We start from the raw sequence: 26,046 nt of genomic DNA, 5'->3' as shown, positions 1-26,046 counted from the left end.
TTCACTGAAAACGTGATCTCATCGAGATGTGAAGCGTAAGTCCATGCTGCAAAAGGCTGTTATGCTGTGAACATGGCGATGAAACTACCTTCGCGCCCGGTTCCGCTCGACGGCGAACCGCTCGGCCGCGGCGCGCGCAAGCAGCTGACGCGCGAGCGTCTGCTCGACGCGGCGCTGACGCTGATGAGCCGCGGGCACAGCTTTCCGAGCCTGAGCCTGCGCGAGCTGACGCGCGAGGCCGGCGTGGTGCCGACGGCGTTCTACCGGCATTTCCGCGACATGGACGAACTCGGCCTCGCGCTCGTCGAGGAGTGCGGGCTGACGCTGCGTCGCCTGCTGCGCGAGGCGCGCAAGGGCGGGGTGCCGACGCACGACATCATTCGCCACTCGGTGGCGATCTACCTGCAGTACGTGCGCGCCCATCCGCGCCAGTTCCGCGCCGCGACCAGCGAACGCAGCGGCGGCTCGCCGGCGATGCGCCAGGCGATCCGCACCGAAGTCGGCCACTTCGTGCGCGAGATGGCCCAGGACCTGCGGCAGCTCGGCTTTCGGCCGGACCTGCCGAGCGAGACGCTGGAGATGATCTGCAGCCTGGTCGTCAACACCATGCTCAACGCGGCCAGCGACATCCTCGACCTGCCGCCGGAGCAGCCGCAGCTGGCGCGCGAGCTGGAGGCCAACTTCGTCGGCCAGCTGCGCCTGATCTTCCTCGGCGCCGAGCAATGGCGCGCCGAGCCGGGCGCGCCCTGAGCCGCGGCTTCCCCTAAGCCTTACTACCGATTGCGGGCTGCCGGGGCGCGAGCCCCAAGCGCTTGGGGCTCGGGTAGAATACGCGCCCCCAAAGTCGTCTCCATCTTCAATCCTTTGCCCGCCGAGGGACTCCCGCCCATGTTCGAACGCGCCCCGCGTCTCGCCGAATTCGATCCTGAACTGAACGCTGCCATCGTCAAGGAAGCCGGCCGCCAGGAGGCGCACATCGAGCTGATCGCCTCCGAGAACTACGCCAGCCCGGCGGTCATGGAAGCGCAGGGCAGCGTGCTCACCAACAAGTACGCCGAAGGCTATCCGGGCAAGCGCTACTACGGCGGCTGCGAGTTCGTCGACATCGCGGAGCAGCTGGCGATCGAGCGCCTCAAGCAGCTGTTCGACTGCGATTACGCCAACGTGCAGCCGCACTCCGGCGCGCAGGCCAACGCGGCGATCTTCCTCGCCCTGGTCAATCCGGGCGACACCGTGATGGGCATGAACCTCGCGCAGGGCGGCCATCTCACGCACGGCAATCCGGCGAATTTCTCCGGCAAGCAGTACAAGATCGTGCCCTACGGCCTCGATATCGAGACCGGCCTGATCAACTACGACGAGATGGAGCGCATCGCGCTGGAGACCAAGCCGAAGCTGCTGATCGGCGGCTTCTCGGCGTACTCGCGCGTCAAGGACTGGAAGCGCATGCGCGAGATCGCCGACAAGGTCGGCGCTTACTTCTGGGTCGACATGGCGCACGTCGCCGGCCTGGTCGCCGCCGGCGAGTATCCGAGCCCGCTGCCGTACGCGCACGTCGTCACCAGCACCACGCACAAGACGCTGCGCGGTCCGCGCGGCGGCATCATCCTGGCCAAGGGCCAGTCCGAGGACTTCAACAAGAAGTTCCAGTCGGCGGTGTTCCCGGGCATCCAGGGCGGGCCGCTGATGCACGTGGTCGCCGCCAAGGCCGTCGCTTTCAAGGAAGCGCTGGACCCGAGCTTCAAGGTCTACCAGAAGCAGGTCGTCGCCAACGCCCGGGCGATGGCGCAGGTCTTCCTCGACCGCGGCTACAAGGTCGTCTCCGGCGGCACCGACAACCATCTGTTCCTGCTCGACCTGATCGCCAAGAACGTGACCGGCAAGGACGCCGAGGCCGCGCTCGGCCGCGCCCACATCACCGTCAACAAGAACTCGGTGCCGAACGACCCGAAGTCGCCGTTCGTGACTTCGGGCCTGCGTCTCGGCTCGCCGGCCTCGACCACGCGCGGTTTCAAGGAGGCCGAGATGGCCACCGTCGCCAACTGGATCGCCGACATCGTCGACGCGATGTCGGCGGCCGCCGACGTCGAGGCGGTCGTCGCGCGCGTGCGCGGCGAGGTCGAGGCGCTGTGCGCGCGCTTCCCGGTCTACGGCCGGCGCGCCTGAGCCGACGGTCCGCAAGGGAATAGACGACGATGCAGTGTCCGTTCTGCAAGGCGCCGGATACCCGCGTCGTCGATTCGCGTCTGGCCGAGGACGGTGCGCAGGTGCGCCGCCGCCGTGAATGCGAGCGCTGCGGCGGCCGCTTCACGACCTTCGAGCGCGCGCAGCTGTCGATGCCCAATGTCGTCAAGCGCAGCGGCGATCCGGAGCCGTTCCGCGAGGACAAGCTGCGCGCCGGCATCGGCCACGCGATCTACAAGCGACCGGTGTCGCCGGAGATGGTCGATCACGCTGTCGAGAACGTCATGCGCAAGATGCGCGCGTCGGGCGAGCGCGAAGTGCCGTCGCGCCAGGTCGGCGAGTGGGTGATGGAGGAGCTGCGCGACCTCGACCACGTCGCCTACGTGCGCTTCGCGTCGATCTATCGCGCGTTCTCCGACGTCAACGCCTTCCGCGAGGAAATCGAGCGCCTGCAGGCGCAGCCGAGCGCCGAGGAGCGCAAGTCGCAACTGCCGCTGCTCGAAGCCGACGCGACGGCCGCCCGCCGTCGCGGCAAGTCCGGCTGAACGCCGGTCTTCTCCATCCATGACTCCGGCTGACGCGGCGCGGCACATGGCGCGAGCCCTGCGGCTCGCCGAGCAGGGCGTCTACACGACGCACCCGAATCCGCGCGTCGGCTGCGTGATCGTCCGCGACGGCGAAGTGGTCGGCGAGGGCGCGCACCTGCGTGCCGGCGAGCCGCACGCGGAGGTTTACGCACTGCGCATGGCCGGCGCACGGGCGCGCGGCGCCGAGGTGTTCGTCACGCTCGAGCCCTGCGCCCATCACGGCCGCACGCCGCCGTGCGCCGACGCCCTGGTCGCCGCCGGCGTGGGCAAGGTCTGGGTCGCGACCGCCGACCCGAATCCGAAGGTCGATGGCGGCGGCATCGCGCGGCTGCGCGCCGCCGGCATCGAGGTCGAGACCGGTCTGCTCGCCGCCGACGCCGAGCGCCTCAATCGCGGCTTCCTGTCGCGGATGCGGCGCGCGCGGCCGTGGCTGACGCTCAAGCTCGCCGCCAGCCTCGACGGCCGCACGGCGATGGCGAGCGGCGAGAGCCAGTGGATCACTGGCGCGCCGGCGCGCGCCGACGTGCACCGCCTGCGTGCCGCGGCCGGTGCGGTGATGACCGGCGTGGCGACGGTGATGGCCGACAATCCGCAGTTGACGGTGCGTCTGCCGATGGCCGACGGCGACGAGACGGCGCCCGGCCGGCGCCAGCCCGACCGCATCGTCCTCGACTCGACCGCGCGCGTGCCGCCGACGGCGCGCGTCTGGGACGGCGAGGCGCGGCGCTTCTGGGTCGTCGGCGTGGCGCCGCGCGAAGTGCCGGACGGCGTCGAGGTGCTGAACGTGGCGCGCGCCGCCGACGGCTCGCTGCAGCTCGACGCGGCACTGGCGGCGCTGGCGCGCGCCGAGGTCAACGAGATCCTGCTCGAATGCGGGCCGCGGCTGGCCGGCGCGGCCCTGCTGCATGGCCTGGTCGACGAGATCGTCGCCTACGTCGCGCCGACGCTGCTCGGCCACGACGCGCGCCCGTTCGCGTACCTGCCGGGCCTGGCGCGGCTGTCGCAGCGCATCGCGCTGGAATTCGTCGAGACGCGCGCGGTCGGCGCCGACCTGCGCCTCACGCTGCGCCCCCGGCCCTGAAGGCCCCACGCAAGGAGTTTGCGATGTTCACCGGCATCATCGAAGCGCTCGGCCGCATCGACAGCATCGAATCGGTCGGCGGCGACCGCCGCATGGTCTTCCGCGCGCCGGGCTATCTGCGCGGCACGCAGCTCGGCGACAGCATCGCCGTCAACGGCGTGTGTCTGACGGCGACCAGCCTGTCCGACGACGGCTTCATGGCCGATCTCTCGGCGGAGACCCTGAACCTGACCACGGCCGGCCGCTGGCAGGCCGGCGCCGCGGTCAACCTCGAACGCGCCCTGACGCCGGAAAAGCCGCTCGGCGGCCATATGGTGTCCGGCCATGTCGACGGCGTCGGCCAGCTGCTCGAACGGCACGAGGACGCGCGCTCGACGCGCATGCGCTTCGAAGCGCCGGCGGCGCTTGCGCGCTACATCGCGCGCAAGGGCTCGATCTGTATCGACGGCGTCAGCCTCACGGTCAATGACGTCGAGGGCCGCACGTTTGGCGTTAACATCATTCCGCACACGCTCGCCCATACCAGTCTGGGCGCGCTGCAGCCGGGCGACGCGGTCAACCTCGAGGTAGACCTGATCGCCCGCTATCTGGAGCGGCTGCTGGAGGCGAGGAGTTAAGCAGGTATGAGCACCAAGATTGCGAACATCGACGAGGCACGCGGCGGCAAGCTCGACTCGATCGAGGACATCGTCGCCGACATCAAGGCCGGCAAGATGGTCATCCTCATGGATGACGAGAACCGCGAGAACGAAGGCGATCTGATCATGGCCGCCGAGCGCGTGCGCCCGGAGGACATCAACTTCATGGCCCGCTACGGCCGCGGCCTGATCTGCCTGACGCTGACCCAGGAGCGCTGCCGGCAGCTGCGCCTGCCGCAGATGGTTTCGCGCAACGAGGAAAACCACAAGACGGCGTTCACGGTCTCGATCGAGGCTGCGCACGGCGTCACCACCGGCATCTCGGCGCACGACCGTGCGCGCACCGTGCTGGCGGCGGTCAAGCACGACGCCAAGCCCGAAGATCTGGTCCAGCCGGGCCACATCTTTCCGCTGATGGCCCAGCCCGGCGGCGTGCTGACGCGCGCCGGCCACACCGAGGCCGGCTGCGATCTGGCGCGCCTGGCGGGCTTCGAGCCGGCGGCGGTGATCGTCGAGGTGCTGAACGAGGACGGCACGATGGCGCGCCGCCCGGACCTCGAGAAGTTCGGCCGTGAGCACGGCATCAAGCTCGGCACCATCGCCGACCTGATCCGCTACCGGCTCGACAACGAGCACACCGTCGAGCGCGTCGCCGAGACGCACGTCAGCACCGAGTTCGGCGACTTCCGCCTCGTCACCTATCAGGACACGGTCGACAACACCGTGCATCTGGCCATGGTCAGGGGCAACGTCGATTCGGCCAAGCCGACGCTGGTGCGCGTGCATCTGCGCAACACGCTGCAGGACGTGCTCGGCGTCCGCCACGACGACTTCGCCTGGCCGCTGCGCCGCGCGCTCAAGCGCATCGCCGACGAGGGCAGCGGCGTGGTCGTGCTGCTGCGCAAGCCGGAATCGTCGCGCGAGCTGGTGCAGCAGATCGTCTCGCTGAACATGCAGGACGAGACGCCGCACGACACGCGGCCGCTGCTGCGCACCTACGGCATCGGCGCGCAAATCCTTTCCGACCTCGGCGTGCGCAAGATGCGCGTGCTGTCGGCCCCGAAACGCATGCAGGGCATCTCCGGCTTCGGTCTCGAAGTCGTCGAATACGTGGCCTGCGACTGAAACCCTGATGAGCAAGAACCCGAAACCGAAGAAGAAGGCGCCGGCCGCGCGCCGCGCAGTGCCGGCCGATGCCAAGACCGGCTACGCCGTGCCGGAGATGCCGAAGGCCGGCGAGTTCGCCAAGGCGCGCATCGCGATCGTCGCGACGCGCTGGAACGTCGAGATCGTCGATGCGCTGGTTGCCGGCGCGCGCGCCTGCCTGAAGGCCTGGGGCGTCGCCGACAAGCGTGTCGATTTCCATCGCGCGCCCGGCGCCTACGAGGTGCCGCTCGCCGCCAAGCTGCTGCTCGATTCCGGCTACGACGGCGTGGTCGCGCTCGGTGCGGTGATCCGCGGCGACACGCCGCACTTCGACTACGTCGCCGGCGAGTGCGCGCGCGGCCTGCTCGACGTGCAGCTGGCGACCGGCAAGCCGGTCGGCTTCGGCGTGCTGACGGTCAACACCGTCGCGCAGGCCGTCGAGCGTTCCGGCCCGGGCGAGACCAATAAGGGCTACGAGGCCGCCGCCGCGATGCTCGAGATGCTGCGCCTGCGCAAGGAGCTGGCATGAGCGAGCTCCCGCAGAGTGCGCCGCAGAGCCGCCGCGGTCTGGCGCGCCGCCTGACGGTGCAGGCGCTGTATCAGTGGCTGCTCAACGAAGCTTCGCCGGAAGCGCTGCTCAAGCAGTTCCGCGAGCAGGAGGAAGGGCTCGGCCGCGCCGATCCCGCGTACTTCGCCGAACTGCTCAACGGCGTCGTGCAGCAGGCGCCGGACCTGACGATGGCGCTGGTGCCGCACCTCGACCGGCCGCTGACGCAGCTCGATCCGGTCGAGCACGCGATCCTGCTGCTCGGTGCCTACGAGATCGAGCATCGCCGCGACGTGCCGTGGAAGGTCGTCGTCAACGAGTCGGTGAACCTGGCCAAGATGTTCGGGGCCGAGGACGGCTACAAGTTCGTCAACGGCGTGCTCGACAAGCTCGCGCACGTGGCGCGCGCCGAGGAAATGCGCGCGGGCTTCTAGCCGTACGCCATGGATGAGTTCGCGCTCATCCGCCGCTACTTCGCCGGCCTGACGCCGGACGGCGAGGGGGTGGCGCTCGGCGTCGGCGACGACTGCGCGCTGCTGCAGCCGCCGCCCGGCACGCAGATCGCGATCACCTGCGACACGCTGATCGCCGGCCGCCATTTTCCGGCCGAAACAGCGGCCTTCGACATCGGTTGGAAGGCGCTCGCCGTCAATCTCTCTGATCTGGCGGCGATGGGCGCGCGGCCGTGGACGTTCACGCTCGCGCTGAGCCTGCCGCAGGCCGATGCCGCGTGGCTCGCGGACTTCGCGGCCGGTCTCGGTGCGCTGGCGCGCGAAGCCGGCATCGCGCTGGTCGGCGGCGACACCACGCGCGGCCCCTTGTCGATCACCGTCACCGCGCTCGGCAGCGTGCCGCGCGGTGCCGCGCTGCGCCGCGCCGGCGCGCGTGTCGGCGACTGTATCTGCGTCACCGGCACGCTCGGTGATGCCGCGCTGGCACTGCGCCGCTGGCAGGCCGGCGAGCTGCCGCACGATGACGACGGCCGCGCCTTGCGCGCCCGGCTCGACCGGCCGACGCCGCGCAACGCCGCCGGGCTCGCGCTGCGCGGCATCGCCAGCGCCGCGATCGATCTGTCCGACGGTCTGGCCGGCGATCTCGGCCACGTCTGCGCGGCGAGCGGCGTCGGTGCCGAACTGGAACTGGCGGCGCTGCCGGCGTCGCCGGCGTTCGCGCGCGGTGCCGGCAGCGCCGCTGCCGCGCTGCAGCTTGCCGGTGGCGACGACTACGAGCTGTGCGTCTGCGTGCCGCCGGAGCGCCTCGACGACGCGCGCCGTGCCTGCGCGCCGCTGGCGCTGAGCGTGGTCGGCCGCATCGTCGCCGAGCCCGGCTTGCGGGTGCGCGACGCGGGCGGTGGTATCGTCGAGCACCTGCCGCAGGCCTACCGACATTTCCCATGAAGCCGATCCCGAAGACCGCCCCGTTCCCGAAGCCGCCGGCCGAGCTGATCTGGTCGACGCCGGAGCACGTGCTGGCCTTCGGCTTCGGCGCCGGGCTCGCGCCGCGTGCGCCGGGCACTTTCGGCACGCTGGTCGGCGTCGCGTTCTTTCTGGCGCTGCTGTGGCTGCCGTGGCCGGCGTTCGTGGCGGTGACGGCGCTGCTGTTCGTCGCCGGCTGTTTCATCTGCGGCGAGAGCGCGCGCCTGCTCGGCGTGCACGATTACGGCGGCATCGTCTTCGACGAGATCGTCGGTTACCTGATCGCCGCCGCGCCGCTGGTCTGGCTGGCGCCGCAGGGCGGCGGGCGCTGGGCGCTGGGCATCGCGCTGGCGTTCGCGCTGTTCCGCCTGTTCGACATCGTCAAGCCCTGGCCGATCCGCGTCATCGACCGTCAGGTGCATGGCGGCTTCGGCATCATGCTCGACGACGCCGTCGCCGGCCTGCTCGCGGCCGCCGTGCTGTGGGCGCTGCGGCGCTGGCTGCTGCCGCTGTAGCGCGCGTCCGGGCACGGCGCGCGGCGCGCTGCTGTACGACCCCGCCGTAAGCCAGGTTTTCCTTGCTTCGCCCCTGAGTCTGCACGCATTCTGCCGTGCAGGTGCCGTCATGCGCGGCGCAACGGCAATGTGGCTTACCGCAGGAGGGTTTGTGAACAAGAGCATCCGCATCGGCTGCGCCTCGGCGTTCTGGGGCGATACCAACACGGCGGCGGCGCAGCTCGTCGAGCGCGGCGCGCTCGACTATCTGGTCTTCGATTACCTGGCCGAGATCACCATGTCGATCCTCGCCGCCAAACGCCTGCGCGACCCGAACGAGGGTTACGCGACCGATTTCGTCGAGCACGTGATGGCGCCGCTGCTGCCGCAGCTGGTCGAGCGGCGCATCAAGGTCGTCGCCAACGCCGGCGGCGTCAATCCGCTCGCCTGCAAGGCGGCGCTCGAAGCCGCGGCGGCCAAGGCCGGCATTGCGCTGCGTGTCGCCGTGGTGCTCGGCGACGATCTCAACGCGCGGCGCAAGGACTTCGCCGACTGCGTCGAGATCGGCAGCGGCAAGCCGCTGCCGGCGACGACCATCTCGATGAACGCCTACCTTGGCGCGATCCCGATCGCCCGCGCGCTCGCCGCCGGCGCCGACGTCGTCATCACCGGCCGCTGCGTCGATTCGGCGGTCGTGCTCGGGCCGCTGATGCACGAGTTCGGCTGGCGCGCCGACGACTACGACCGCCTCGCCGCCGGCTCGCTCGCCGGCCACATCATCGAATGCGGCGCGCAGTGCACCGGCGGCAACTTCACCGACTGGGAACTGGTGCGCGCGGGCTACGCCGACATGGGCTTTCCGATCGTCGAGGTCGAGCCCGACGGCGGCTTTGTCGTCACCAAGCCGGATGGCACCGGCGGTCTGGTTTCGGTGCATACCGTGCTCGAGCAGATGCTCTACGAGATCGGCGATCCGCGCGCCTATCTGCTGCCGGACGTCGCCTGCGATTTCACCCAGGTGCGGCTGGAGCCGGCCGGCGACAACCGCGTCCGCGTCAGCGGCGCGAAGGGCCAGGCGCCGACCGACACCTACAAGGTCAGCGCGACCATGCCGGCCGGCATGCGCTGCGCGGCGCTGTTCATGATCGGCGGCATCGACGCCGCGAAGAAGGGTCGCGCCTCGGCGACGGCGATCGTCGACAAGGTGCGCCGCCAGCTGCTGGCGCAGAAGCTCGGCGATTTCTCCGGCGTCGACATCCACTGCATCGGCGCCGAGGAGAGCTACGGCCCGCACGCGCGGCCCGGTGCCGCGGCGACGCGCGAGGTGGTCGTCAAGATTGCCGTCCAGCATCCGCACCCCAAGGCGCTGAAGCTGTTCTCGCGCGAGATCGCGCAGGCCGCGACCGGCATGGCGCCGGGCTTCACCGGCTACTTCGGCGCCGGCCGGCCCGAGCCGCACATGGTGCCGAAGCTGTTCTCGACGCTGGTGCCGAAGGCCCGCGTGCCGATCGAGGTGGCGATCGGCACGGAGCGCTTCGCGGTCGAGGTGCCGACGAGCGGCGGCTTCGTGGCGCCGCCGCCGCCCGCCGCGGCAGCGCCGGCGGCGCCGTCCGGCGACTGTGTCGAGCTGCCGCTGCTGCGCCTGGCGCTGGCCCGCTCCGGCGACAAGGGCGACGACGCCAACATCGGCGTGATCGCCCGCCGGCCGGAGTTCCTGCCGCTGATCGAGGCGGCGCTGACGGCCGAGGCGGTGCGCGACTGGTTCGCCCACGTGCTCGCCGGCGGCCGCGACGGCCGGGTCGAGCGCTGGACGCTGCCCGGCACGCAGGCGCTCAACTTCCTGCTCCACCAGGCCCTCGGCGGCGGCGGAGCGGCCAGCCTGCGCACCGACCCGCAGGGCAAGGCCTTCGCCCAGATGTTGCTCGAATTTCCCGTGCCGGTGCCGCGGGCGCTCGCGCAAGCGCTTTAGGCGGCTGGGTATTTTTTGGCTCTTGGGCCAGTAGTCCGCTGTTTTTTTGGCGCTGCGTCATGGCCGCGCGCGTAATACAATGCGCGACCTTTACGTATCCCTAGCCATCCGAGCCCGGCCTTCCGGGACGCCAGGAATCAGAGCCCATGTCCGTCGAACGCGATGTAATGGAATATGACGTGGTGGTGGTCGGCGCCGGTCCCGCCGGCCTGTCCGCCGCCTGCCGTCTCAAGCAGAAGGCCGCCGAAGCCGGCCAGGACATCAGCGTCTGCGTGGTCGAGAAGGGCTCGGAAGTCGGCGCCCACATCCTGTCCGGCGCGGTCTTCGAGCCGCGCGCGCTCAACGAGCTGTTCCCGGACTGGAAGGCCAAGGGTGCGCCGCTGAACGTGCCGGTCGCCGGCGACGAGATCTACTTCTTCCGCAGCGAGAGCGCGGCATTCAAGATGCCGAACCTGTTCGTGCCGAAGACCATGCACAACGAGGGCAACTACGTCATCTCCCTCGGCAATCTGTGCCGCTGGCTCGCCAAGCAGGCCGAGGACCTCGGCGTCGAGATCTACCCGGGCTTCGCCGCCCAGCACGCGATCGTCGAGGACGGCGTCATCAAGGGCGTGCAGATCGGCGACATGGGCATCAACCGCGAAGGCGAGCACAAGCCGGATTTCGCGCCGGGCATGGAGCTGCGTGCCAAGTACACGCTGTTCGCCGAAGGCTGCCGCGGCCACCTCGGCAAGCAGCTGATCGCGCAGTACCAGCTCGACAAGGACGCCGACGCCCAGCACTACGGCATCGGCATCAAGGAAATCTGGACGGTGCCGCCGGAGAAGCACAAGCCGGGCCTGGTCGTGCACACCGCCGGCTGGCCGCTGAGCCTGACCGGCACCGACGCGCTCGGCGGCTCGTTCCTCTATCACTTCGAGAACAACCAGGTCGTCGTCGGCCTGATCGTCGACCTCTCGTATACCAATCCGTACCTGTCGCCGTTCGACGAATTCCAGCGTCTCAAGCATCACCCGGTGATCCGCAAGCACCTGGAAGGCGGCACGCGCACCTCGTACGGCGCCCGCGCGATTTGCAAGGGCGGCCTGAACTCGCTGCCGAAGATGGTGTTCCCGGGCGGCGCGCTGATCGGCTGCGACCTCGGCACGCTGAACTTCGCCAAGATCAAGGGCAGCCACACGGCGATGAAGTCGGGCATGCTCGCCGCCGAGGCGGTCGCCGAGGCGCTGCTGGCCGGCGACGAAGGCGGCAAGGCGCTCGACAGCTATCCGGCCAAGTTCAAGGCCAGCTGGCTGCACGACGAGCTGTTCCGCTCGCGCAACTTCGGCCCGATCATGCACAAGTTCGGCGCCCTGGTCGGCGGCGCGCTGAACTACATCGAGCAGAACTGGTTCGGCGGCAACTTCCCGTTCACCTTCCACGACCTCAAGCCGGACTACAAGTCGCTGAAGCCGGCGGCGGAGTCGGCGAAGATCGAATACCCGAAGCCGGACGGCAAGCTGTCCTTCGACAAGCTCTCGTCGGTGTTCCTGTCGAGCACCAACCACGAGGAGGACCAGCCGGTCCACCTGCAGCTCAAGGATCCGTCGATTCCGATCGCCAAGAATCTGCCGATGTACGCCGAACCGGCGCAGCGCTACTGCCCGGCCGGCGTCTACGAAGTGGTCGGCGAGGGCGATGCCAAGCGCTTCCAGATCAACGCGCAGAACTGCGTGCACTGCAAGACCTGCGACATCAAGGATCCGGCGCAGAACATCAACTGGGTCGCGCCGGAAGGCGGCGGCGGTCCGAACTACGCCAATATGTAAGGTACCCAGGCGCGTCGCGCTCGACTGGTCCGCATGAGGGAAGCGCGGGCCGGAAGCTTGGTTAAAGTGCGGCGCGGCGTCTCCAAGGATCATTTTTCACTCGGTAGGTATCAGGAAAGAGCGAATGAAAGCCCTAGTAAGCGTGAAGCGCGTGGTGGACTACAACGTGCGCATCCAGGTGAAGTCGGATGGCACGGGCGTGGTGACGGATGGCGTCAAGCATTCGATGAATCCGTTCGACGAAATCGCCATGGAAGAGGCGGTGCGTCTGAAGGAGAAAGGCAAGGTCACCGAGATCGTCGCGGTGACGATCGGCGGCGACAAGAACGAAGAGACCCTGCGCACGGCGCTGGCCTTCGGTGCCGATCGTGCGATCCACATCAAGGAAGCCGGCGAAGTGCAGCCGCTGACGGCCGCCAAGGCTTTCGCCGCGGTGCTGAAGAAGGAAGGCGCGCAGCTGTTCATCGCCGGCAAGCAGGCGATCGACGACGACGCCAACCAGACCGGCCAGATGGTCGCCTCGCTGCTCGACATCGCCCAGGCGACGTTCGCCTCGAAGGTCGAGGTCGAGGGCAACAAGGCGATCGTCACGCGTGAGGTCGACGCCGGCCTCGAAACGCTGGAAGTGGACCTGCCGGCGGTGATCACCGCCGACCTGCGCCTCAACGAGCCGCGCTACCTCAAGCTGCCGGACATCATGAAGGCGAAGAAGAAGCCGGTCGAAACGGTGAGCTTCGCCGATCTCGGCGTGACGCCGGCCGCCGGTCTGAAGACCACCAAGACCGTGCCGCCGCCGTCGCGCAGCAAGGGCATCGTCGTCAAGACCGTCGACGAGCTGGTGTCGGCGCTGAAGGCCAAGGGCCTGGTCTGAGAAGAGGGATAAAGACAACATGAGCAAGATTCTCGTCATCGCCGAGCACGCCGAAGGCAAGCTCAACGCCTCGGTGTCCAAGACCCTGGCCGTCGCCGAAAAGATCGGCGGCGAAACGCACGTCGCCGTGCTCGCCGCCGACGGCGCCGCCGTCGCCGCCGAGGCCGCCAAGCTGGCCGGCGTCGCCAAGGTGCTGGTCGTCAACAACGCCGCCAATGCGCAGCCGACCGCGGCCGTGCTGGCGCCGCAGATCGTCGAACTGGCCAAGCAGGGCTACACCCACGTGCTGTTCCCGGGCACGACCTTCGGCAAGGACCTCGCCCCGCGCGTCGCCGCCAAGCTCGACGTGCAGCAGGTCAGCGACATCATGGCCGTGCACGGCGCCAGCAGCTTTGATCGTCCGACCTACGCCGGCAACGCCATCACCACGGTCGAAGCGCCGGCCGGCACGGTCGTCGCGACGGTGCGCCTGGCGTCGTTCAACGCCGTCGCCCAGACCGGCAGCGCCGCCGTCGAGACGGTGAGCGTGTCGGCCGCGCTGCCGACGCACACCCGCTTCGTCAAGCTCGAGGCGCAGAAGTCGGAGCGTCCGGACCTGCAGTCGGCCGCCAAGGTCGTCTCGGGCGGCCGCGCGCTCGGCTCGTCGGAGAACTTCAAGGTCGTCTACGCGCTCGCCGACAAGATCGGCGCCGGCGTCGGCGCCTCGCGCGCCGCGGTCGACTCGGGCTACGTGCCGAACGACATGCAGGTCGGCCAGACCGGCAAGATCATCGCGCCGGAGCTGTACATCGCGGTCGGCATCTCGGGCGCCATCCAGCACCTCGCCGGCATCAAGGACGCGCGCACGATCGTGGCGATCAACAAGGATCCGGAAGCGCCGATCTTCGAAGTCGCCGACTTCGGCCTCGTCGGCGATCTGTTCCAGGTCCTGCCGGAAATGACCGCCAAGCTGTGAGATTCCATCGCGGTACATGCTGATCGCGAAGGCCGGCTTCTTGCCGGCCTTCGCCGTTTCGGGAGAAAGAAACATGTCTTACCAGAGTGTGTTCCGTAGCGGCCTGTTCGCGGGCCAGACGATCGTCGTCACCGGCGGCGGCTCCGGCATCGGCCGCTGCGCCGCGCACGAGCTCGCCAGCCTCGGCGCGCATGTCGTCATCACCGGCCGCAAGGCCGAGAAGCTGGAGAAGACCGCCGCCGAGATCGTCGAGGACGGCGGCAGCGTGTCGACGCGTGCCTTCGACATTCGTGACGAGGACGCGGTCCGCGATGCGGTCAAGGCGATCCTCGCCGAGCGCGGCCGCATCGACGGCCTCGTCAACAACGCCGGCGGCCAGTATCCGATGCCGCTGGCGATGATCGGCAAGAAGGGCTGGGAGGCAGTGGTCGCCAACAACCTGACCGGCGGCTTCCTGATGGCGCGCGAGGTCTACACGCAGTGGATGCGCAAGAACGGCGGCGCGATCGTCAACATGATCGCCGACATGTGGGGCGGCATGCCCGGCATGGGCCACAGCGGTGCGGCGCGCGCCGGCATGCTGAACTTCACCGAGACGGCGGCGATCGAGTGGGGCGTGTCGGGCGTGCGCGTCAATGCCGTCGCGCCGGGCTACGTCGCGTCGAGCGGCATGGACCACTATGACGCCAACTTCGCCAAGGAAGTGATCCCGAAGCTGTCGAAGATCGCGCCGCTGCAGCGCATGGCCGAGGAAGCCGAAGTGAGCAGCGCGATCGTCTTCCTGCTCAGCGAGGGCGCGGCCTTCATCACTGGCGCCTGCATCAAGATCGACGGCGGCTCCAGCCTCGGCGCCAAGGCTTTCCCGCTGCTGGAGCACAAGAACGCGAAGCCCTACCAGGGCTTTCATCGCGCGGTGCGGCCCAAGGCCGTCGGCTGAGCGAGGCGGTGGCGGGCGATCCGCTCGCGCCGATCGTCCCGCGCCGCTGATCGCCGCGCCGCCGCCCGTGTGGTGCGGCGGCGCGCTGCGCTCAGGCGAGCTCGGCCGCGGGCATGGCGATCAGATCGGTGACGCCGGGATCGATCCCGCTCTGCTTCAGCAGCGTGGTGATCTGGCCGCGATGGTGCGTCTGGTGGTTGAAGAAGTGCACGAGCGCGCGCCAGAACGGCAGGCGCACGGGCTGCGGCGAGCTGATGCGGGTGTACGACAGCTCGCCGGCGAAATCATGCGCCGTCAGTGTCGCGCTCCAGGCCTCGATCGCGGCGTCCGTGCGTTCCCGCTCGACGCGGAGTTCGGCGAAGCCGGCGTACAGCTCCTGATCGAGCGCGGCGGCGCGAAACGGCATGCCGGTAAAGCGTCCGAGCCAGACGCGATCCGCGAGCAGCAGATGATTGAGCGTGCCGTGTATCGACTTGAAGAAGGCGCCGAGATCTTCGCGCCGTCGCGTGTCGGGCAGTTGCGCGCAGGCTTCGTGCAGGCGCTCGTTCATCCAGCGGTTGTACGCCGCCATCGTGCGCGCGTAGGGCAGCAGGTCCATCGATTCGCTCCAGGGCGGTGTGGGGTCCAGCCGGCAGGCCGCCGGCGCGTGCAGCTTCCGCTCGTTCTCCTGCCGCGGCAATCCATGCGAGCAGCGCGCCGCGCTCGAAGCAGGCCTTGCTGCGCGGATCCGTATTGCGCGGATCCATGCGGCGGCGTCGAGCTGCACGCGGCAGGCGCCGACGATCGCCAGCATCTCCGCGCCGACCGCCATCGGCGCCGCCACCTGTGCCGGAGGTCGCCCGCCATCGCCATGCCGTCGATCCGGCGCCGGATTCGTTCCGGCTGCTCGGCGAGCGGCCGTCCTGGCGGCGTCCGCCGGCCGGCACGCCGGGGTCTGCGCGCGGCGCCCGCCGGCGGTTCCGCCGCGTACCCGATGCCGTCCGTTAGGGAATGAAAATTTCCGATGAAAACTCAGTATTGGCAAGGCAGAATCGCCAAACAATCAAAACGGATCGGCGGAGCGGAAATGTCTGTTATCGAATCGAAGATCGATACCGCGGGCGAGGTGTTCCAGCGCAACCGTGAGGAGATGCTGAAGCTGATCGAGGCCTGGCGGACGGTCGAGGCCAAGGGGCGCGCCGAGGAGGAGAGCAAGCGCGAGCGCTTCCACAAGCGCGGGCAGATGCTGCCGCGCGAGCGCGTGCATCTGATGCTGGACCGCGGTTCGCCGTGGCTGGAGCTGTCGACGCTCGCCGGCTATCGCCTGCACGACGACAAGGACGGCTCGCTGGCCGGCGGCAATCAGATCACCGGCATCGGCTACGTGTCCGGCGTGCGCTGCCTGATCGGCGCGTCGAACGCGGCGATCAAGGGCGGCACGATGACGCCGTGGGGCGTGCAGAAAGGCCTGCGCATGCAGGAGATCGCCCTGCAGCAGAAGCTGCCGGTGATCTCGATGATCGAGTCCGGCGGCGCCAATCTGCTCTACCAGGCCGAGGTCTTCATTCCGGGCGGCCGCACCTTCGCCAATCAGGCGCGGCTGTCGGCGGCCGGCATTCCGCAGATCACCGTCGTGCACGGCTCGTCGACGGCCGGCGGCGCCTATCTGCCGGGCCTGTCGGACTACGTGGTGATGGTGCGCAAGCGCGCCAAGGTGTTCCTCGCCGGGCCGCCGCTGCTGAAGGCGGCGACCGGCGAGATCGCCGAAGAGGAAGCGCTCGGCGGCGCCGAGATGCACGCGCAGCTGGCCGGCACCGCCGAGTTCATCGCCGAGAACGATGCCGACGGCGTGCGCATCGCCCGCGACATCGTCGGCCGCCTGAACTGGAACGCGCAGCGGCCGCGTCTGGAACTGCTGCCGGTGCGCGCGCCGCTGTACGACGTCGAGGAACTGTGCGGCGTGGTGCCGCCGGACTACCGCAAGCCCTACGACTGCCGCGAGCTGATCGCGCGCCTCACCGATGGCTCGGAGTTTCTCGACTTCAAGGCCGGCTACGACGCGCAGACGGTCTGCGGCCGCGCCGTGATCCACGGCCACGCGGTCGGCATCGTCGCCAACAACGGGCCGATCACCGTGCAGGGCGCTACCAAGGCCGCGCAGTTCATCCAGCAGTGCTGCCAGTCCAACGTGCCGATCGTGTACCTGATGAACACGACCGGCTACATGGTCGGCACCGAGAGCGAGCAGGGCGGCATCGTCAAGCACGGCTCGAAGATGATCCAGGCGGTCGCCAACGCCAGCGTGCCGCAGCTGACGATCGTCGTCGGCGGCAGCTTCGGCGCCGGCAACTACGGCATGTGCGGGCGCGGCCTCGGCCCGCATTTCATCTTCGCGTGGCCCAACTCGCGCACCTCGGTGATGGGCGGCGAGCAGGCGGCCGGCGTCATGGAAATCATCACCCGCGAGAAGTGGGCGCGCGAAGGCAAGGTGATGGGCGAGACCGACGAGAAGATGCTGGGGATGATCCGCCAGAACATCGTCGGCCAGTTCGACAAGGAGTCGCACGCCTTCGCGGCGACCGCGCGCCTGTTCGACGACGGCCTCATCGATCCGCGCGACACGCGCCGCGTGCTCGGCCTGTGCCTGTCGATCTGCCGCGAGTCGCAGGCGCGCCAGGTCTTCCCGAGCAGCTACGGCGTGGCGCGCTTCTGAGCGACCGGAGACGCAAGCCCATGGACTTTTCTTCGTTCGAATCGCTGCTCGTGCGCATCGAGCGCGGCGTGATGCACCTGACGCTGAACCGCCCCGACACGCGCAACGCGATGACGGCCGCGATGCTCGCCGAGATCGGTGCCGCGGTCGACGCCGTGCGCGACGACCGCGGCGTGCGCGCGATCGTGCTGCGTGGCGCCGGCGGCCATTTCTGCGCGGGCGCCGATCTCAAGTCGATGATGGCCGGCGGCCTCAAGGCGCCGGCGCCCGGCGAGCCGGACCCGGTCGCCGTCGTCAATCGCGGCTTCGGCGCGATGCTGCGCAAGGTCGCGCAGGCGCCGCAGGCGGTCGTCGCCGTCTGCGAAGGCGCGGTGCTCGGCGGCGGCTTCGGCCTGGCCTGCGTCTCCGACATCGCGCTCGCGCATGCCGGCGCCAAGTTCGGCATGCCGGAGACCACGCGCGGCCTGCCGCCGGCGCAGATCGCGCCGTTCGTCGTCGAGCGCATCGGCCTGACGCAGGCGCGCCGTCTGTGCCTGACCGGCGCGCAGTTCGACGGCGCCGAGGCCCTGCGCCTCGGCCTCGTGCACGAGGTCTGCGCCGACGGCGAGGCCTTGCAGCGCGCGCTTGACGACACGCTCGCGCAAATCCTGCGCTGCGCGCCCGGCGCCAACGCTGCGACCAAGGCGATCCTGCTCGACGTCGGTCGCGTCGACATCGACGCGCTGCTCGACGGTGCCGCGCAAAGCTTTGCCGCCTGCGTGCGCGGCGGCGAGGCCGCCGAAGGCATCGCCGCATTCATGCAGAAGCGGCCGCCGAAATGGGCGGGCGAGGGCGGCGCCTGAGCACGGCGCCCGGACGCGCGCCGGGGCGGACTTTGCCGCCGGCGCTTCATCATCGGAAACGGCGTTTCGCGACGCCGCCAGCGGGAACGACAACATGACCCAGCGCTTCAACAAGATTCTGGTGGCCAACCGCGGCGAGATCGCCGTGCGCGTGATCCGCGGCGCGCGACGCCTCGGCTACCGCACCGTCGCCGTCTACAGCGACGCCGACGCCGACGCGCTGCACGTGCTCGAAGCCGACGAGGCGGTGCGCATCGGTCCGGCGCCGGCGCGCGATTCCTATCTGTCGATCGACGCCATCCTCGCCGCCGCGCGGCAGAGCGGCGCCGAGGCGATCCATCCCGGCTACGGCTTTCTTTCCGAGCGCGCCGACTTCGCGCAGGCGGTGCAGGACGCCGGCCTGGTCTTCATCGGCCCCGATCCGGCCTCGATCGCGGCGATGGGCAACAAGTCCGCGGCGAAGGCGCGCATGCTCGCCGCCGGCGTGCCCTGCGTGCCCGGCTACCAGAGCCTGGACGCGGACGGCGATGCGCAATCGGACGCGACGCTGGGCGCCGAGGCGCGCCGCATCGGCCTGCCGGTGATGATCAAGGCCGCGGCCGGCGGTGGCGGCCGCGGCATGCGTCTGGTCGAAGACGAATCAGCGCTGGCGGCGGCGATCGCCTCCGCGCGCTCGGAGGCCGAGAACGCCTTCGGCAGCGGCCAGCTGCTGATCGAGAAGGCCGTGGTCGACGCGCGCCATGTCGAGATCCAGGTGTTCGGCGACCGCCACGGGCAGCGCGTGCACTTCGGCGAGCGCGACTGCTCGGTGCAGCGGCGCAACCAGAAGGTCGTCGAGGAAGCGCCGAGCCCGGCGGTCGACGAGGCGCTGCGGCAGCGGATGGGCGAGGCGGCGGTCGCCGCCGCGCGCGCGGTCGACTACGTCGGCGCCGGCACCGTCGAATTCCTGCTCGGCGCCGACGGTGCGTTCTACTTCCTCGAAATGAACACGCGCCTGCAGGTCGAGCATCCGGTGACGGAGCTGGTCTACGGCGTCGACCTCGTCGAATGGCAGCTGCGCGTCGCGCAGGGCGAGCCGCTGCCGATGACGCAGGACGAAATCCTCGCGCGCCGGCGCGGCTGGGCCATCGAAGTGCGCCTGTGCGCCGAGGAACCGCAGCGCAACTACCTGCCGCAGACCGGCCGCGTGCTGCGCTGGCAGGCGCCGCAGGGCGCCGGCGTGCGCGTCGACACCTGGCTGCGCGACGGACAGCTCATCGGCCCGCACTACGACTCCATGCAGGCCAAGATCATCGCCTGGGGCGAGGACCGCGAGACCGCGCGCATGCGCCTCGTGCATGCGTTGCGCGACACGACGCTGCTCGGCGTTGCCCACAACCGCGACTACCTCGCGGCCGTGCTGGCGCACGAGGCCTTCGCGTCCGGCCGCTTCAGCACCGCCTTCGTCGAGCGCCACTTTCCGCAGTCGCGTCTGGCTGCCGAGCGGCCGGGCCTGCGTCCGCTCGCGCTCGCTGCGCTGGCGCTCTATCTCGATGACGCGCGCCGTCTCGGCGAGGCGCATCAGCTGTCGGCGGAATTCCTCGGCTGGCACAGCTCGCACGAAACGCCGCTGCAGCTGCGCCTCGGCTGGCGCGATGCGATCCACGCGCTGACGCTGCGCGCGCAGGGACCGCGCTTCGTCGTCACCGGCGATGGCGAGACGCTGACGATCGAAGTGCCGCGCAGCACCGACGGCGAGTTCCACTACCTTTGTGATGGCGTGCAGGCGCGGGCGCGCTATGCGCGCGACCGTGACCAGCTGTGGCTCGACGCCGAGGGCATCGCCGCCGGCTTCCGCGATCTGACGCTGGCGCCGGCCGAAGGCGCCGCCGCTGGCTCGGACGGCCGTCTGCTCGCGCACTCCGACGGCAAGGTCGTCGCCGTGCACGTCAGCGCCGGCGAGACCGTCGGCAAGGGCCAGACGCTGGTCGTGCTCGAAGCGATGAAGATGGAATTCCAGCTCGCCCTGCCGGTCGGCGGCCGCGTCGAAAGCGTCCACGTCCAGCCGGGACAGCAGGTCAAGAGCCGGCAGCTGCTGGCGCAGCTGGTGCCGGAGAGGTGAGGCGCAGACTCGCGCCGTTGCTAGGATTCGTCTCGAATCGGTAGCGCCGCCGCCACACACTGGCTGTGTCTCCAGATCTACGGGGAATCTCCGAATGCTCCGATTCTTGCCGACGGCGAGGCGCATTGCTCTGCGAGAAGGTGGTCCTTGGCGCAAAACCGTGCTGCGATCGGGCGGATGACTTTGGGGCATTGGAGCAACTAAAGTGCAAATGGAGACCTTTAACTCACCTCTCGATCCATGAGCAAGATACTTGCGACTAGGGTAAAGACGCATATAGAGGCGTCCATTCGCGATGTCCTTGATGTCAGCGACTGTGTAGGGGACGACCAGAAGGTCCTTTCACGCGGGCTCGTTGCAATCTGCTTGGCCAGCATTTCCGGGCTTCCGTATAAGGACGTGGCAAAGTACGTTACCGATGGATACAAGGATAATGGTATTGATGGTTGCTATTACGATCCAAACAAAAACAGGCTTTTTTTAATTCAGTCTAAATGGTCTTCCGCAGGCACTAAAACCATTGATACGGGTGATTTGCATAAATTCGTCCAAGGGGCTTATGAGCTTCTTGATCTGAATTGGAAGAACTTTAATCCACGATTTTCCGCTATCGCGGCCGAGATCGAGGCGGGGCTTAAAAATGATCCCGGGATTGTTCTCGTCGCCACTTTTAACAGTGAAAATCCTCTAAGCGAAGATTGTAGAAGGATTCTGGATAAGTTCCTGTCTGAAAACAATACCAATGATCAGGAAGTGGTTGCGTATTCTGTTTTTAATATCACGGATATTGTTAGGGCAATAAAGAGTTCGAAGTCCGGAATAAAAACAGACGTTGATCTGAGCCTCCTTGATTGGGGGGAGCATAAGGATCCCTATTATGCAATTTATGGGAGAATATCTTGTGCTGATGTTGCGGAATGGCATAAGGCTCATGGTGAGCTGCTTTTTTCAGAAAATATTAGATATACGCTTTCGAGCAGCGACATTAATGCCCGTATAGCGGAAAGTTTGACTGAGCGTCCGTCTACGTTCTGGTATCTGAATAACGGAATTACTGCAATATGCGACGAGATTAAAAGAAAACCGGTCGGCCTGGGGGATCAGCGCGAAAGTTCTCTGTGGTCAGTGTCGAACATAAAGATCGTTAATGGGGCTCAAACGACGAGTGCAATTGCGAACGCTTACAAGAGCGCACCGCAGAAAGTAAAAAAGGGCTATATTCAGCTCAAGATTGTGTCTATCGGGAAAGCGCCACTCGATATTGGGAATCAAATAACTACGGCTACAAATACTCAGAATCGAGTAGAGCCGCGAGATTTTTTGGCGCTAGATACGGTGCAGGATGGCCTCGCTGAGGCATTCAGGAAGATTGGTGTTCAGTACTGTTATCGGCGAGGTGAGGTAATTTCTGATTTAGCGAAAGGACTTGATGTTCAGGAGCTTGCATTGAGTCTCGCTGCAACGAGTAAGAACATAACGGATGTGGTTATGGCGAAGCGAAACGTCGGCTCTTTAACTGATCCTGCTGGCTACTATCAGAAGTTGTTTTCGCCAGTTCCCGATGCCTCTAAAGCGTGGAAGAACTGTCAGCTATGGCGGAAAGCCCAGAAAGTTGTGCAAGAGTTAGCAGATGCCAAAAGTGATCGTGAGAAACAATTGGCTACGCATGGCAATCGGTTCATCGAGAATCGATTAGTCCTAAATCACTCCGGTTCCATTGATGCTGCCACGGTAGAGAAGCTGCATAATGCACTATTGGTAATAATTAATGATAAGTTTAAGGATTGTTACTTGGCGGTTCTCTTCAAGAACGCGCAGAAGTGCGAGGTTCTTAGCCAGGAGCTCACTGCGGTTGGCTTATAAATCGCAACGAGAGTTTGCTTCGGGCCGCAAGGTAGGGCTTGGTCAGTTTTTATAGCTGGTTCTGAGAAGCCGTCGAAAATAGGTCTTAATACCCCATCTGCCGCGCCGCCAGATCCTTCATGACTTCGCGCGAGCCGCCGCCGATGGTCAGGACTTTGGTTTCGCGGTAGATGCGCTCGAGCTTGCAGCCTTGCAGGTAGCCGGCGCCGCCGAAGACCTGCATCGCTTCGCCGGCGACCCATTCGAGCGTTTCGGTCGCCAGGTTCTTCAGCATGCAGACTTCGGCGACCGGCATTTGCTTGTTCGAGACCCGCCAGGCGAGCAGGTCGAGGTTTGCTTTCACGGCGTCGATGCGCATGCGCATGTCGATCAGCTTGTGGCGGATCACCTGATTGCGGATCAGCGGCCGGCCGAAGGTCTGGCGCTCGCGCGCGTAGGCGAGCGCTTCTTCGTAGCAGACGGTGGCGAAGGCCCAGGCCTGCGCGGAAAGCATCAGCCGCTCCTGGTTGAAGTTGAGCATGATCGCCATGAAGCCCTGGTTCTCGGGGCCGATGCGGTTGGCGACCGGCACGCGGCATTCGTCGAAGTACAGCGTCGCGGTGTCCGAGCACCACCAGCCCATCTTGCGCAGCGGCGAGCGCGTCAGGCCCGGCGTGTCGCCTTCGATGACGAGCAAGGAGACGCCGCCCATGCCGTCGCCGCCGGTACGCACGGCGGTGGTGATGAAGTCGGCGCGCATGCCGGAGGTGATGAAGGTCTTGCTGCCGCTGACGACGTAGTGGTCGCCGTCGCGCCGCGCGCGCGTCTGCAGGTTGGCGACGTCGGAGCCGCCGCCGGGTTCGGTGATCGCCAGCGCCGCGACTTTCTCGCCGGCGAGCACCGGCGCGACGAAGCGGCGCTTCTGCTCGTCGGTGCCGACGTGGGCGATCGGCGGCGTGGCGATGCCATGCGACATCAGGCTGGCGATCAGGCCGCCGCTGCCGGCGCGCGCCAGCTCTTCGGTCAGCACGATCATGTAGAACAGGTCCGGCACCTCGACGCCGCCATAAGCCGACGGAAAGCTGATCTGCAGCAGGCCGGCTTCTGCGGCGCGGCGGTGCAGGGCGCGCGGCAGCTCGCCGGCGGCCTCCCAGCGCTCGATGTTCGGCGTCACCTCGCGCTCGACGAAGCGGCGCACTTCACGACGCAGGGCCTCATGCTCCTCGGTGTAGAAAAGCGATTTATGGGTCACGTTGATTACCGGTTGATTTTCTGGTTTGAACGCTGATTCAATCAGCTTCGCGAGGAGATATCGCGAGCGGTCCGACTATAAAACGAGGAAGAAAGTAATGGGCCTTACGCTGGCTGAGAGCGATCTGCCGCTGCAGCGGCTGTACCGCTGGGAGCGCGAGCGCGCGGAGCGCATCTACCTGACGCAGCCGCTCGGTGGCGGCGCGGTGCGCGACTACCGCTGGCGCGAGGCGATGGACGAGGTGCGACGCATCGCCGCGTTTCTGCGCGCGCAGCACTGGCCGGCCGGCTCGCGCGTGGCGATCCTGTCGAAGAACTGCGCGCACTGGCTGCTCGCCGATTTTGCGATCTGGATGGCCGGCCACGTCAGCGTGCCGATCTATCCGACGCTGGCCGCCGATTCGATCCGCCAGATCCTCGATCACGCCGAGGCGCGGGCGATCTTCATCGGCAAGCTCGACGACTGGGCGGCGATGGCGCCGGGCGTGCCGGAGAGCATGCCGCGCATTCGCCTGCCGCTGGCGCCGGCGCCGCTCGACGGCGAGCCGGCGAGCGAGTCCTGGGACGCGCTGCTGGCGCGTTACGCGCCGATCGCCGATTCGCCGACGCGGCCGGCCGATGATCTGGCGACGATCGTCTACACCTCGGGCACGACCGGAGCGCCGAAGGGCGCGATGCACGCGTTCGCCAACATCGCCGGCTGCGCGAAGGTGATGGGCGAGACCTTCGGCTTCAGCGGCGATGACCGCATCCTCTCGTACCTGCCGCTCGCGCACGTCGCCGAGCGCATCGGCGTGGAGGCGAACTCGGTGCGGCAGGGTTTCCGCGTCTACTTCGCGGATTCGCTCGACAGCTTCGTCGCCGATCTGCAGCGCGCGCGGCCGACGCTGTTCTTCTCGGTGCCGCGCCTGTGGGTGAAGTTCCAGCAGGGTGTGTTCGCCAAGCTGCCGAAGGAGAAGCTCGACCGGCTCTGCCGCGTGCCGCTGCTCGGCCGCTTCATCAAGCGCAAGATCCTGCGCCAGCTGGGGCTCGACGCGGTGCGCTTCGCGGCGACCGGCGCGGCGCCGCTGCCGCCGGCGGTGATCGACTGGTATCGCGGTCTCGGCCTCGATCTGCTGGAGGTCTACGGCATGACCGAGAACTTCGGACTGTCACACGCCTCGCGGCCGCAGACGATGCGCGTCGGCTACGTCGGCACGCCGTGGCCGCACGTCGAATGCCGGCTCTCGGCGCAGGGCGAGGTGCTGATGCGCGCGCCGTGGCTGATGCAGGGCTACTTCCGCGATCCGCAGCGCAGCGCCGAGGCGATCGACGCCGACGGCTGGCTGCATACCGGCGACGTCGGCGAGATCGACGAGATCGGTCGTCTGAAGATCACCGGTCGCGCCAAGGAACAGTTCAAAACCAGCAAGGGCAAGTACGTGGCGCCGGCGCCGATCGAGAACCGGCTCGGCGCGCATCCGCGCATCGAGGCGGTCTGCGTGGCCGGCGCCGAGCAGCCGCAGCCGTTCGCGCTGGTGATGCTGCCGGCCGAGCTGTCGCGCGCGGCGGATGCCGACGCCGCCTTGCGCGCGACGCTCGACGCCGAGCTGCGCGGCCTGCTCGAGACGGTCAACGCGCGGCTCGATCCGCACGAGCGTCTGGAGTTCCTCACCGTGGTGCGCGAGCAGTGGACCATCGACAACGGCTTTCTCACGCCGACGATGAAGATCCGGCGCGCGCAGCTCGAAGGCCGCTACGCGCCGGAGGTGTCGCGCTGGCAGGCGCGGCGCGAGCCCGTGGTCTGGGACTGAACCGCGCGCGCCTACTTCGGCAGCGCGCCGTCGACGCCCTGCACGTACCAGTTCAGCGACAGCAGCTGCTGCGCCGTCGGCATCGTGCCGGCGGCGATGCGGACCGCGCCGCTCTGGTCCTTGATCGGGCCCTGGAAGACGTGAAAGCGCTGTGCGGCGAGCGCCTTCTTCTGCTCTTCGAAGACCTTGAGCGTCGGCGCCGGAATGCCGGGCAGCAGCGAGGCGATCTGCACCATGCCCTCGGCGACGCCCCACTTGGTGTCGCCGCTCTTCCAGGTGCCGGCGATCACGTCCCGGGCGGTCTGGATGTAAAACGGCCCCCAGTCGGAAACGCCGGCGGCGAGCTGCGCCTTCGGCGCGAAGCGCGCCATGTCCGAATCCCAGCCGCAGGCGTAGACGCCTTTCTGCTGCGCGACCTGCAGCGTCGCCGGCGAATCGGTGTTCTGGCACAGCGTGTCGGCGCCCTGCGCGATCAGCGTCTCGGCGGCCTGACGCTCCTTGCCCGGGTCGTACCAGGTGTTGACCCAGATGACCTTGGTCTTGATCTTCGGATTCACGCTTTGCGCGCCGAGCGTGTAGGCGTCGATGTTGCGGATCACTTCCGGAATCGGGAACGAGGCGACGTAGCCGAGCGTGTTGCTCTTGGTCATGCCGCCGGCGAGCACGCCGAGCAGGTAGGCAGCCTCGTAGGTGCGGGCCTCGTAGACGCCGACGTTCTTCGCGGTCTTGTAGCCGGTGGCATGCATGAACACGGTCTTCGGGAACAGGCGCGCGACCTTCAGCGTCGCCTCCATGTAGCCGAACGAGGTGGTGAAGATCAGCTTGTTGCCGTCGGCGGCGAGCTGGCGGATGACGCGCTCGGCGTCGGCGCCCTCGGGCACGCTCTCGACGTA

23 protein-coding genes are annotated in these 26,046 nt (G+C 67.9%); 20 read left to right on the top strand and 3 right to left on the bottom strand.

The window, feature by feature from the left end; translation table 11 throughout:
• The first annotated feature begins 78 nt into the window (after window positions 1-78).
• The 15 genes from fabR to H149_RS0102605 all read left to right on the top strand — a co-directional run bounded on the left by fabR (window position 79) and on the right by H149_RS0102605 (window position 14,632).
• The gene (fabR, locus tag H149_RS0102675) at window positions 79-750 is read left to right on the top strand and encodes an HTH-type transcriptional repressor FabR (RefSeq protein WP_039747904.1); all 672 of its coding nucleotides are present in this window, start codon (window positions 79-81) and stop codon (window positions 748-750) included.
• A gap of 138 nt (window positions 751-888) precedes the next feature.
• Window positions 889-2,166, top strand: a complete 1,278-nt coding sequence (gene glyA / locus H149_RS0102670; protein WP_020648188.1) for a serine hydroxymethyltransferase — start codon at window positions 889-891, stop codon at window positions 2,164-2,166.
• Between the two features lie 29 nt (window positions 2,167-2,195).
• A complete protein-coding gene (gene nrdR / locus H149_RS0102665; protein WP_020648187.1) occupies window positions 2,196-2,729 on the top strand; it encodes a transcriptional regulator NrdR in 534 nt (177 codons plus the stop codon).
• A gap of 46 nt (window positions 2,730-2,775) precedes the next feature.
• Entirely contained in the window at window positions 2,776-3,852 is a 1,077-nt protein-coding gene (gene ribD, locus H149_RS0102660; protein ID WP_020648186.1) for a bifunctional diaminohydroxyphosphoribosylaminopyrimidine deaminase/5-amino-6-(5-phosphoribosylamino)uracil reductase RibD, read from the top strand.
• A gap of 23 nt (window positions 3,853-3,875) precedes the next feature.
• Entirely contained in the window at window positions 3,876-4,469 is a 594-nt protein-coding gene (locus H149_RS19460) for a riboflavin synthase (RefSeq protein ID WP_020648185.1), read from the top strand.
• A gap of 6 nt (window positions 4,470-4,475) precedes the next feature.
• Entirely contained in the window at window positions 4,476-5,615 is a 1,140-nt protein-coding gene (gene ribBA, locus H149_RS0102650) for a bifunctional 3,4-dihydroxy-2-butanone-4-phosphate synthase/GTP cyclohydrolase II (RefSeq protein WP_020648184.1), read from the top strand.
• A 97-nt stretch (window positions 5,616-5,712) separates the two neighbouring features.
• Window positions 5,713-6,165, top strand: a complete 453-nt coding sequence (gene ribH / locus H149_RS0102645) for a 6,7-dimethyl-8-ribityllumazine synthase (RefSeq protein WP_026352780.1) — start codon at window positions 5,713-5,715, stop codon at window positions 6,163-6,165.
• Window positions 6,162-6,617, top strand: a complete 456-nt coding sequence (gene nusB / locus H149_RS0102640) for a transcription antitermination factor NusB (RefSeq protein WP_020648182.1) — start codon at window positions 6,162-6,164, stop codon at window positions 6,615-6,617. Before ribH ends, nusB begins: the two co-directional genes overlap by 4 nt.
• 9 nt (window positions 6,618-6,626) lie before the next feature.
• Entirely contained in the window at window positions 6,627-7,580 is a 954-nt protein-coding gene (gene thiL, locus H149_RS0102635; RefSeq protein WP_020648181.1) for a thiamine-phosphate kinase, read from the top strand.
• The gene (locus H149_RS0102630) at window positions 7,577-8,113 is read left to right on the top strand and encodes a phosphatidylglycerophosphatase A family protein (protein WP_020648180.1); all 537 of its coding nucleotides are present in this window, start codon (window positions 7,577-7,579) and stop codon (window positions 8,111-8,113) included. Before thiL ends, H149_RS0102630 begins: the two co-directional genes overlap by 4 nt.
• Window positions 8,114-8,240: 127 nt before the next feature.
• Window positions 8,241-10,061 carry an acyclic terpene utilization AtuA family protein gene (locus H149_RS0102625; RefSeq protein WP_039747820.1) on the top strand — a complete coding sequence of 607 codons (1,821 nt, stop codon included), beginning with the start codon at window positions 8,241-8,243 and terminating at the stop codon, window positions 10,059-10,061.
• 146 nt (window positions 10,062-10,207) lie between these two features.
• Window positions 10,208-11,869: an electron transfer flavoprotein-ubiquinone oxidoreductase gene (locus tag H149_RS0102620; protein WP_039747818.1), complete on the top strand. Its 1,662-nt coding sequence runs from the start codon at window positions 10,208-10,210 to the stop codon at window positions 11,867-11,869.
• Window positions 11,870-11,993: 124 nt separating this feature from the next.
• Window positions 11,994-12,740, top strand: a complete 747-nt coding sequence (locus H149_RS0102615) for an electron transfer flavoprotein subunit beta/FixA family protein (RefSeq protein ID WP_026352779.1) — start codon at window positions 11,994-11,996, stop codon at window positions 12,738-12,740.
• A 19-nt stretch (window positions 12,741-12,759) separates the two neighbouring features.
• The gene (locus tag H149_RS0102610) at window positions 12,760-13,695 is read left to right on the top strand and encodes an electron transfer flavoprotein subunit alpha/FixB family protein (RefSeq protein ID WP_020648176.1); all 936 of its coding nucleotides are present in this window, start codon (window positions 12,760-12,762) and stop codon (window positions 13,693-13,695) included.
• Window positions 13,696-13,768: 73 nt separating this feature from the next.
• On the top strand, window positions 13,769-14,632 hold the full coding sequence (locus H149_RS0102605) for an SDR family oxidoreductase (protein WP_026352778.1): 864 nt from the start codon (window positions 13,769-13,771) through the stop codon (window positions 14,630-14,632).
• A 91-nt stretch (window positions 14,633-14,723) separates the two neighbouring features.
• On the opposite strand, the gene H149_RS0102600 is transcribed toward H149_RS0102605, so the two are convergent.
• Complete coding sequence (locus tag H149_RS0102600) at window positions 14,724-15,443, bottom strand: DinB family protein (protein WP_211213527.1); 720 nt, start codon at window positions 15,441-15,443, stop codon at window positions 14,724-14,726.
• A 255-nt stretch (window positions 15,444-15,698) separates the two neighbouring features.
• Here H149_RS0102600 and H149_RS0102595 point away from each other — a divergent pair, with 255 nt between their 5' ends.
• The 4 genes from H149_RS0102595 to H149_RS22530 all read left to right on the top strand — a co-directional run bounded on the left by H149_RS0102595 (window position 15,699) and on the right by H149_RS22530 (window position 22,130).
• A complete protein-coding gene (locus tag H149_RS0102595; RefSeq protein ID WP_020648173.1) occupies window positions 15,699-17,324 on the top strand; it encodes an acyl-CoA carboxylase subunit beta in 1,626 nt (541 codons plus the stop codon).
• 20 nt (window positions 17,325-17,344) lie between these two features.
• Window positions 17,345-18,166 carry an enoyl-CoA hydratase/isomerase family protein gene (locus H149_RS0102590; RefSeq protein WP_020648172.1) on the top strand — a complete coding sequence of 274 codons (822 nt, stop codon included), beginning with the start codon at window positions 17,345-17,347 and terminating at the stop codon, window positions 18,164-18,166.
• A 94-nt stretch (window positions 18,167-18,260) separates the two neighbouring features.
• On the top strand, window positions 18,261-20,267 hold the full coding sequence (locus tag H149_RS0102585) for an acetyl/propionyl/methylcrotonyl-CoA carboxylase subunit alpha (protein ID WP_020648171.1): 2,007 nt from the start codon (window positions 18,261-18,263) through the stop codon (window positions 20,265-20,267).
• A 240-nt stretch (window positions 20,268-20,507) separates the two neighbouring features.
• The gene (locus H149_RS22530) at window positions 20,508-22,130 is read left to right on the top strand and encodes an AIPR family protein (RefSeq protein WP_083930768.1); all 1,623 of its coding nucleotides are present in this window, start codon (window positions 20,508-20,510) and stop codon (window positions 22,128-22,130) included.
• 85 nt (window positions 22,131-22,215) lie between these two features.
• On the opposite strand, the gene H149_RS0102580 is transcribed toward H149_RS22530, so the two are convergent.
• A complete protein-coding gene (locus H149_RS0102580) occupies window positions 22,216-23,361 on the bottom strand; it encodes an acyl-CoA dehydrogenase family protein (protein WP_039747815.1) in 1,146 nt (381 codons plus the stop codon).
• A 97-nt stretch (window positions 23,362-23,458) separates the two neighbouring features.
• Here H149_RS0102580 and H149_RS0102575 point away from each other — a divergent pair, with 97 nt between their 5' ends.
• Window positions 23,459-25,153 carry an AMP-binding protein gene (locus H149_RS0102575; protein WP_020648169.1) on the top strand — a complete coding sequence of 565 codons (1,695 nt, stop codon included), beginning with the start codon at window positions 23,459-23,461 and terminating at the stop codon, window positions 25,151-25,153.
• An 11-nt stretch (window positions 25,154-25,164) separates the two neighbouring features.
• Here H149_RS0102575 and H149_RS0102570 read toward each other — a convergent pair.
• Window positions 25,165-26,046, bottom strand: an 882-nt coding sequence (locus tag H149_RS0102570; RefSeq protein ID WP_020648168.1) for a BMP family ABC transporter substrate-binding protein, incomplete at its 5' end; no start/stop codon positions are given.

The sequence above is a fragment of the Solimonas variicoloris DSM 15731 genome (assembly GCF_000382285.1).
In the GTDB taxonomy this organism is placed as follows: Bacteria; Pseudomonadota; Gammaproteobacteria; order Nevskiales; family Nevskiaceae; genus Solimonas; species Solimonas variicoloris.
Note: the sequence above shows the minus strand (reverse complement) of the source record. Positions and strands in the feature narration are given on the sequence as shown.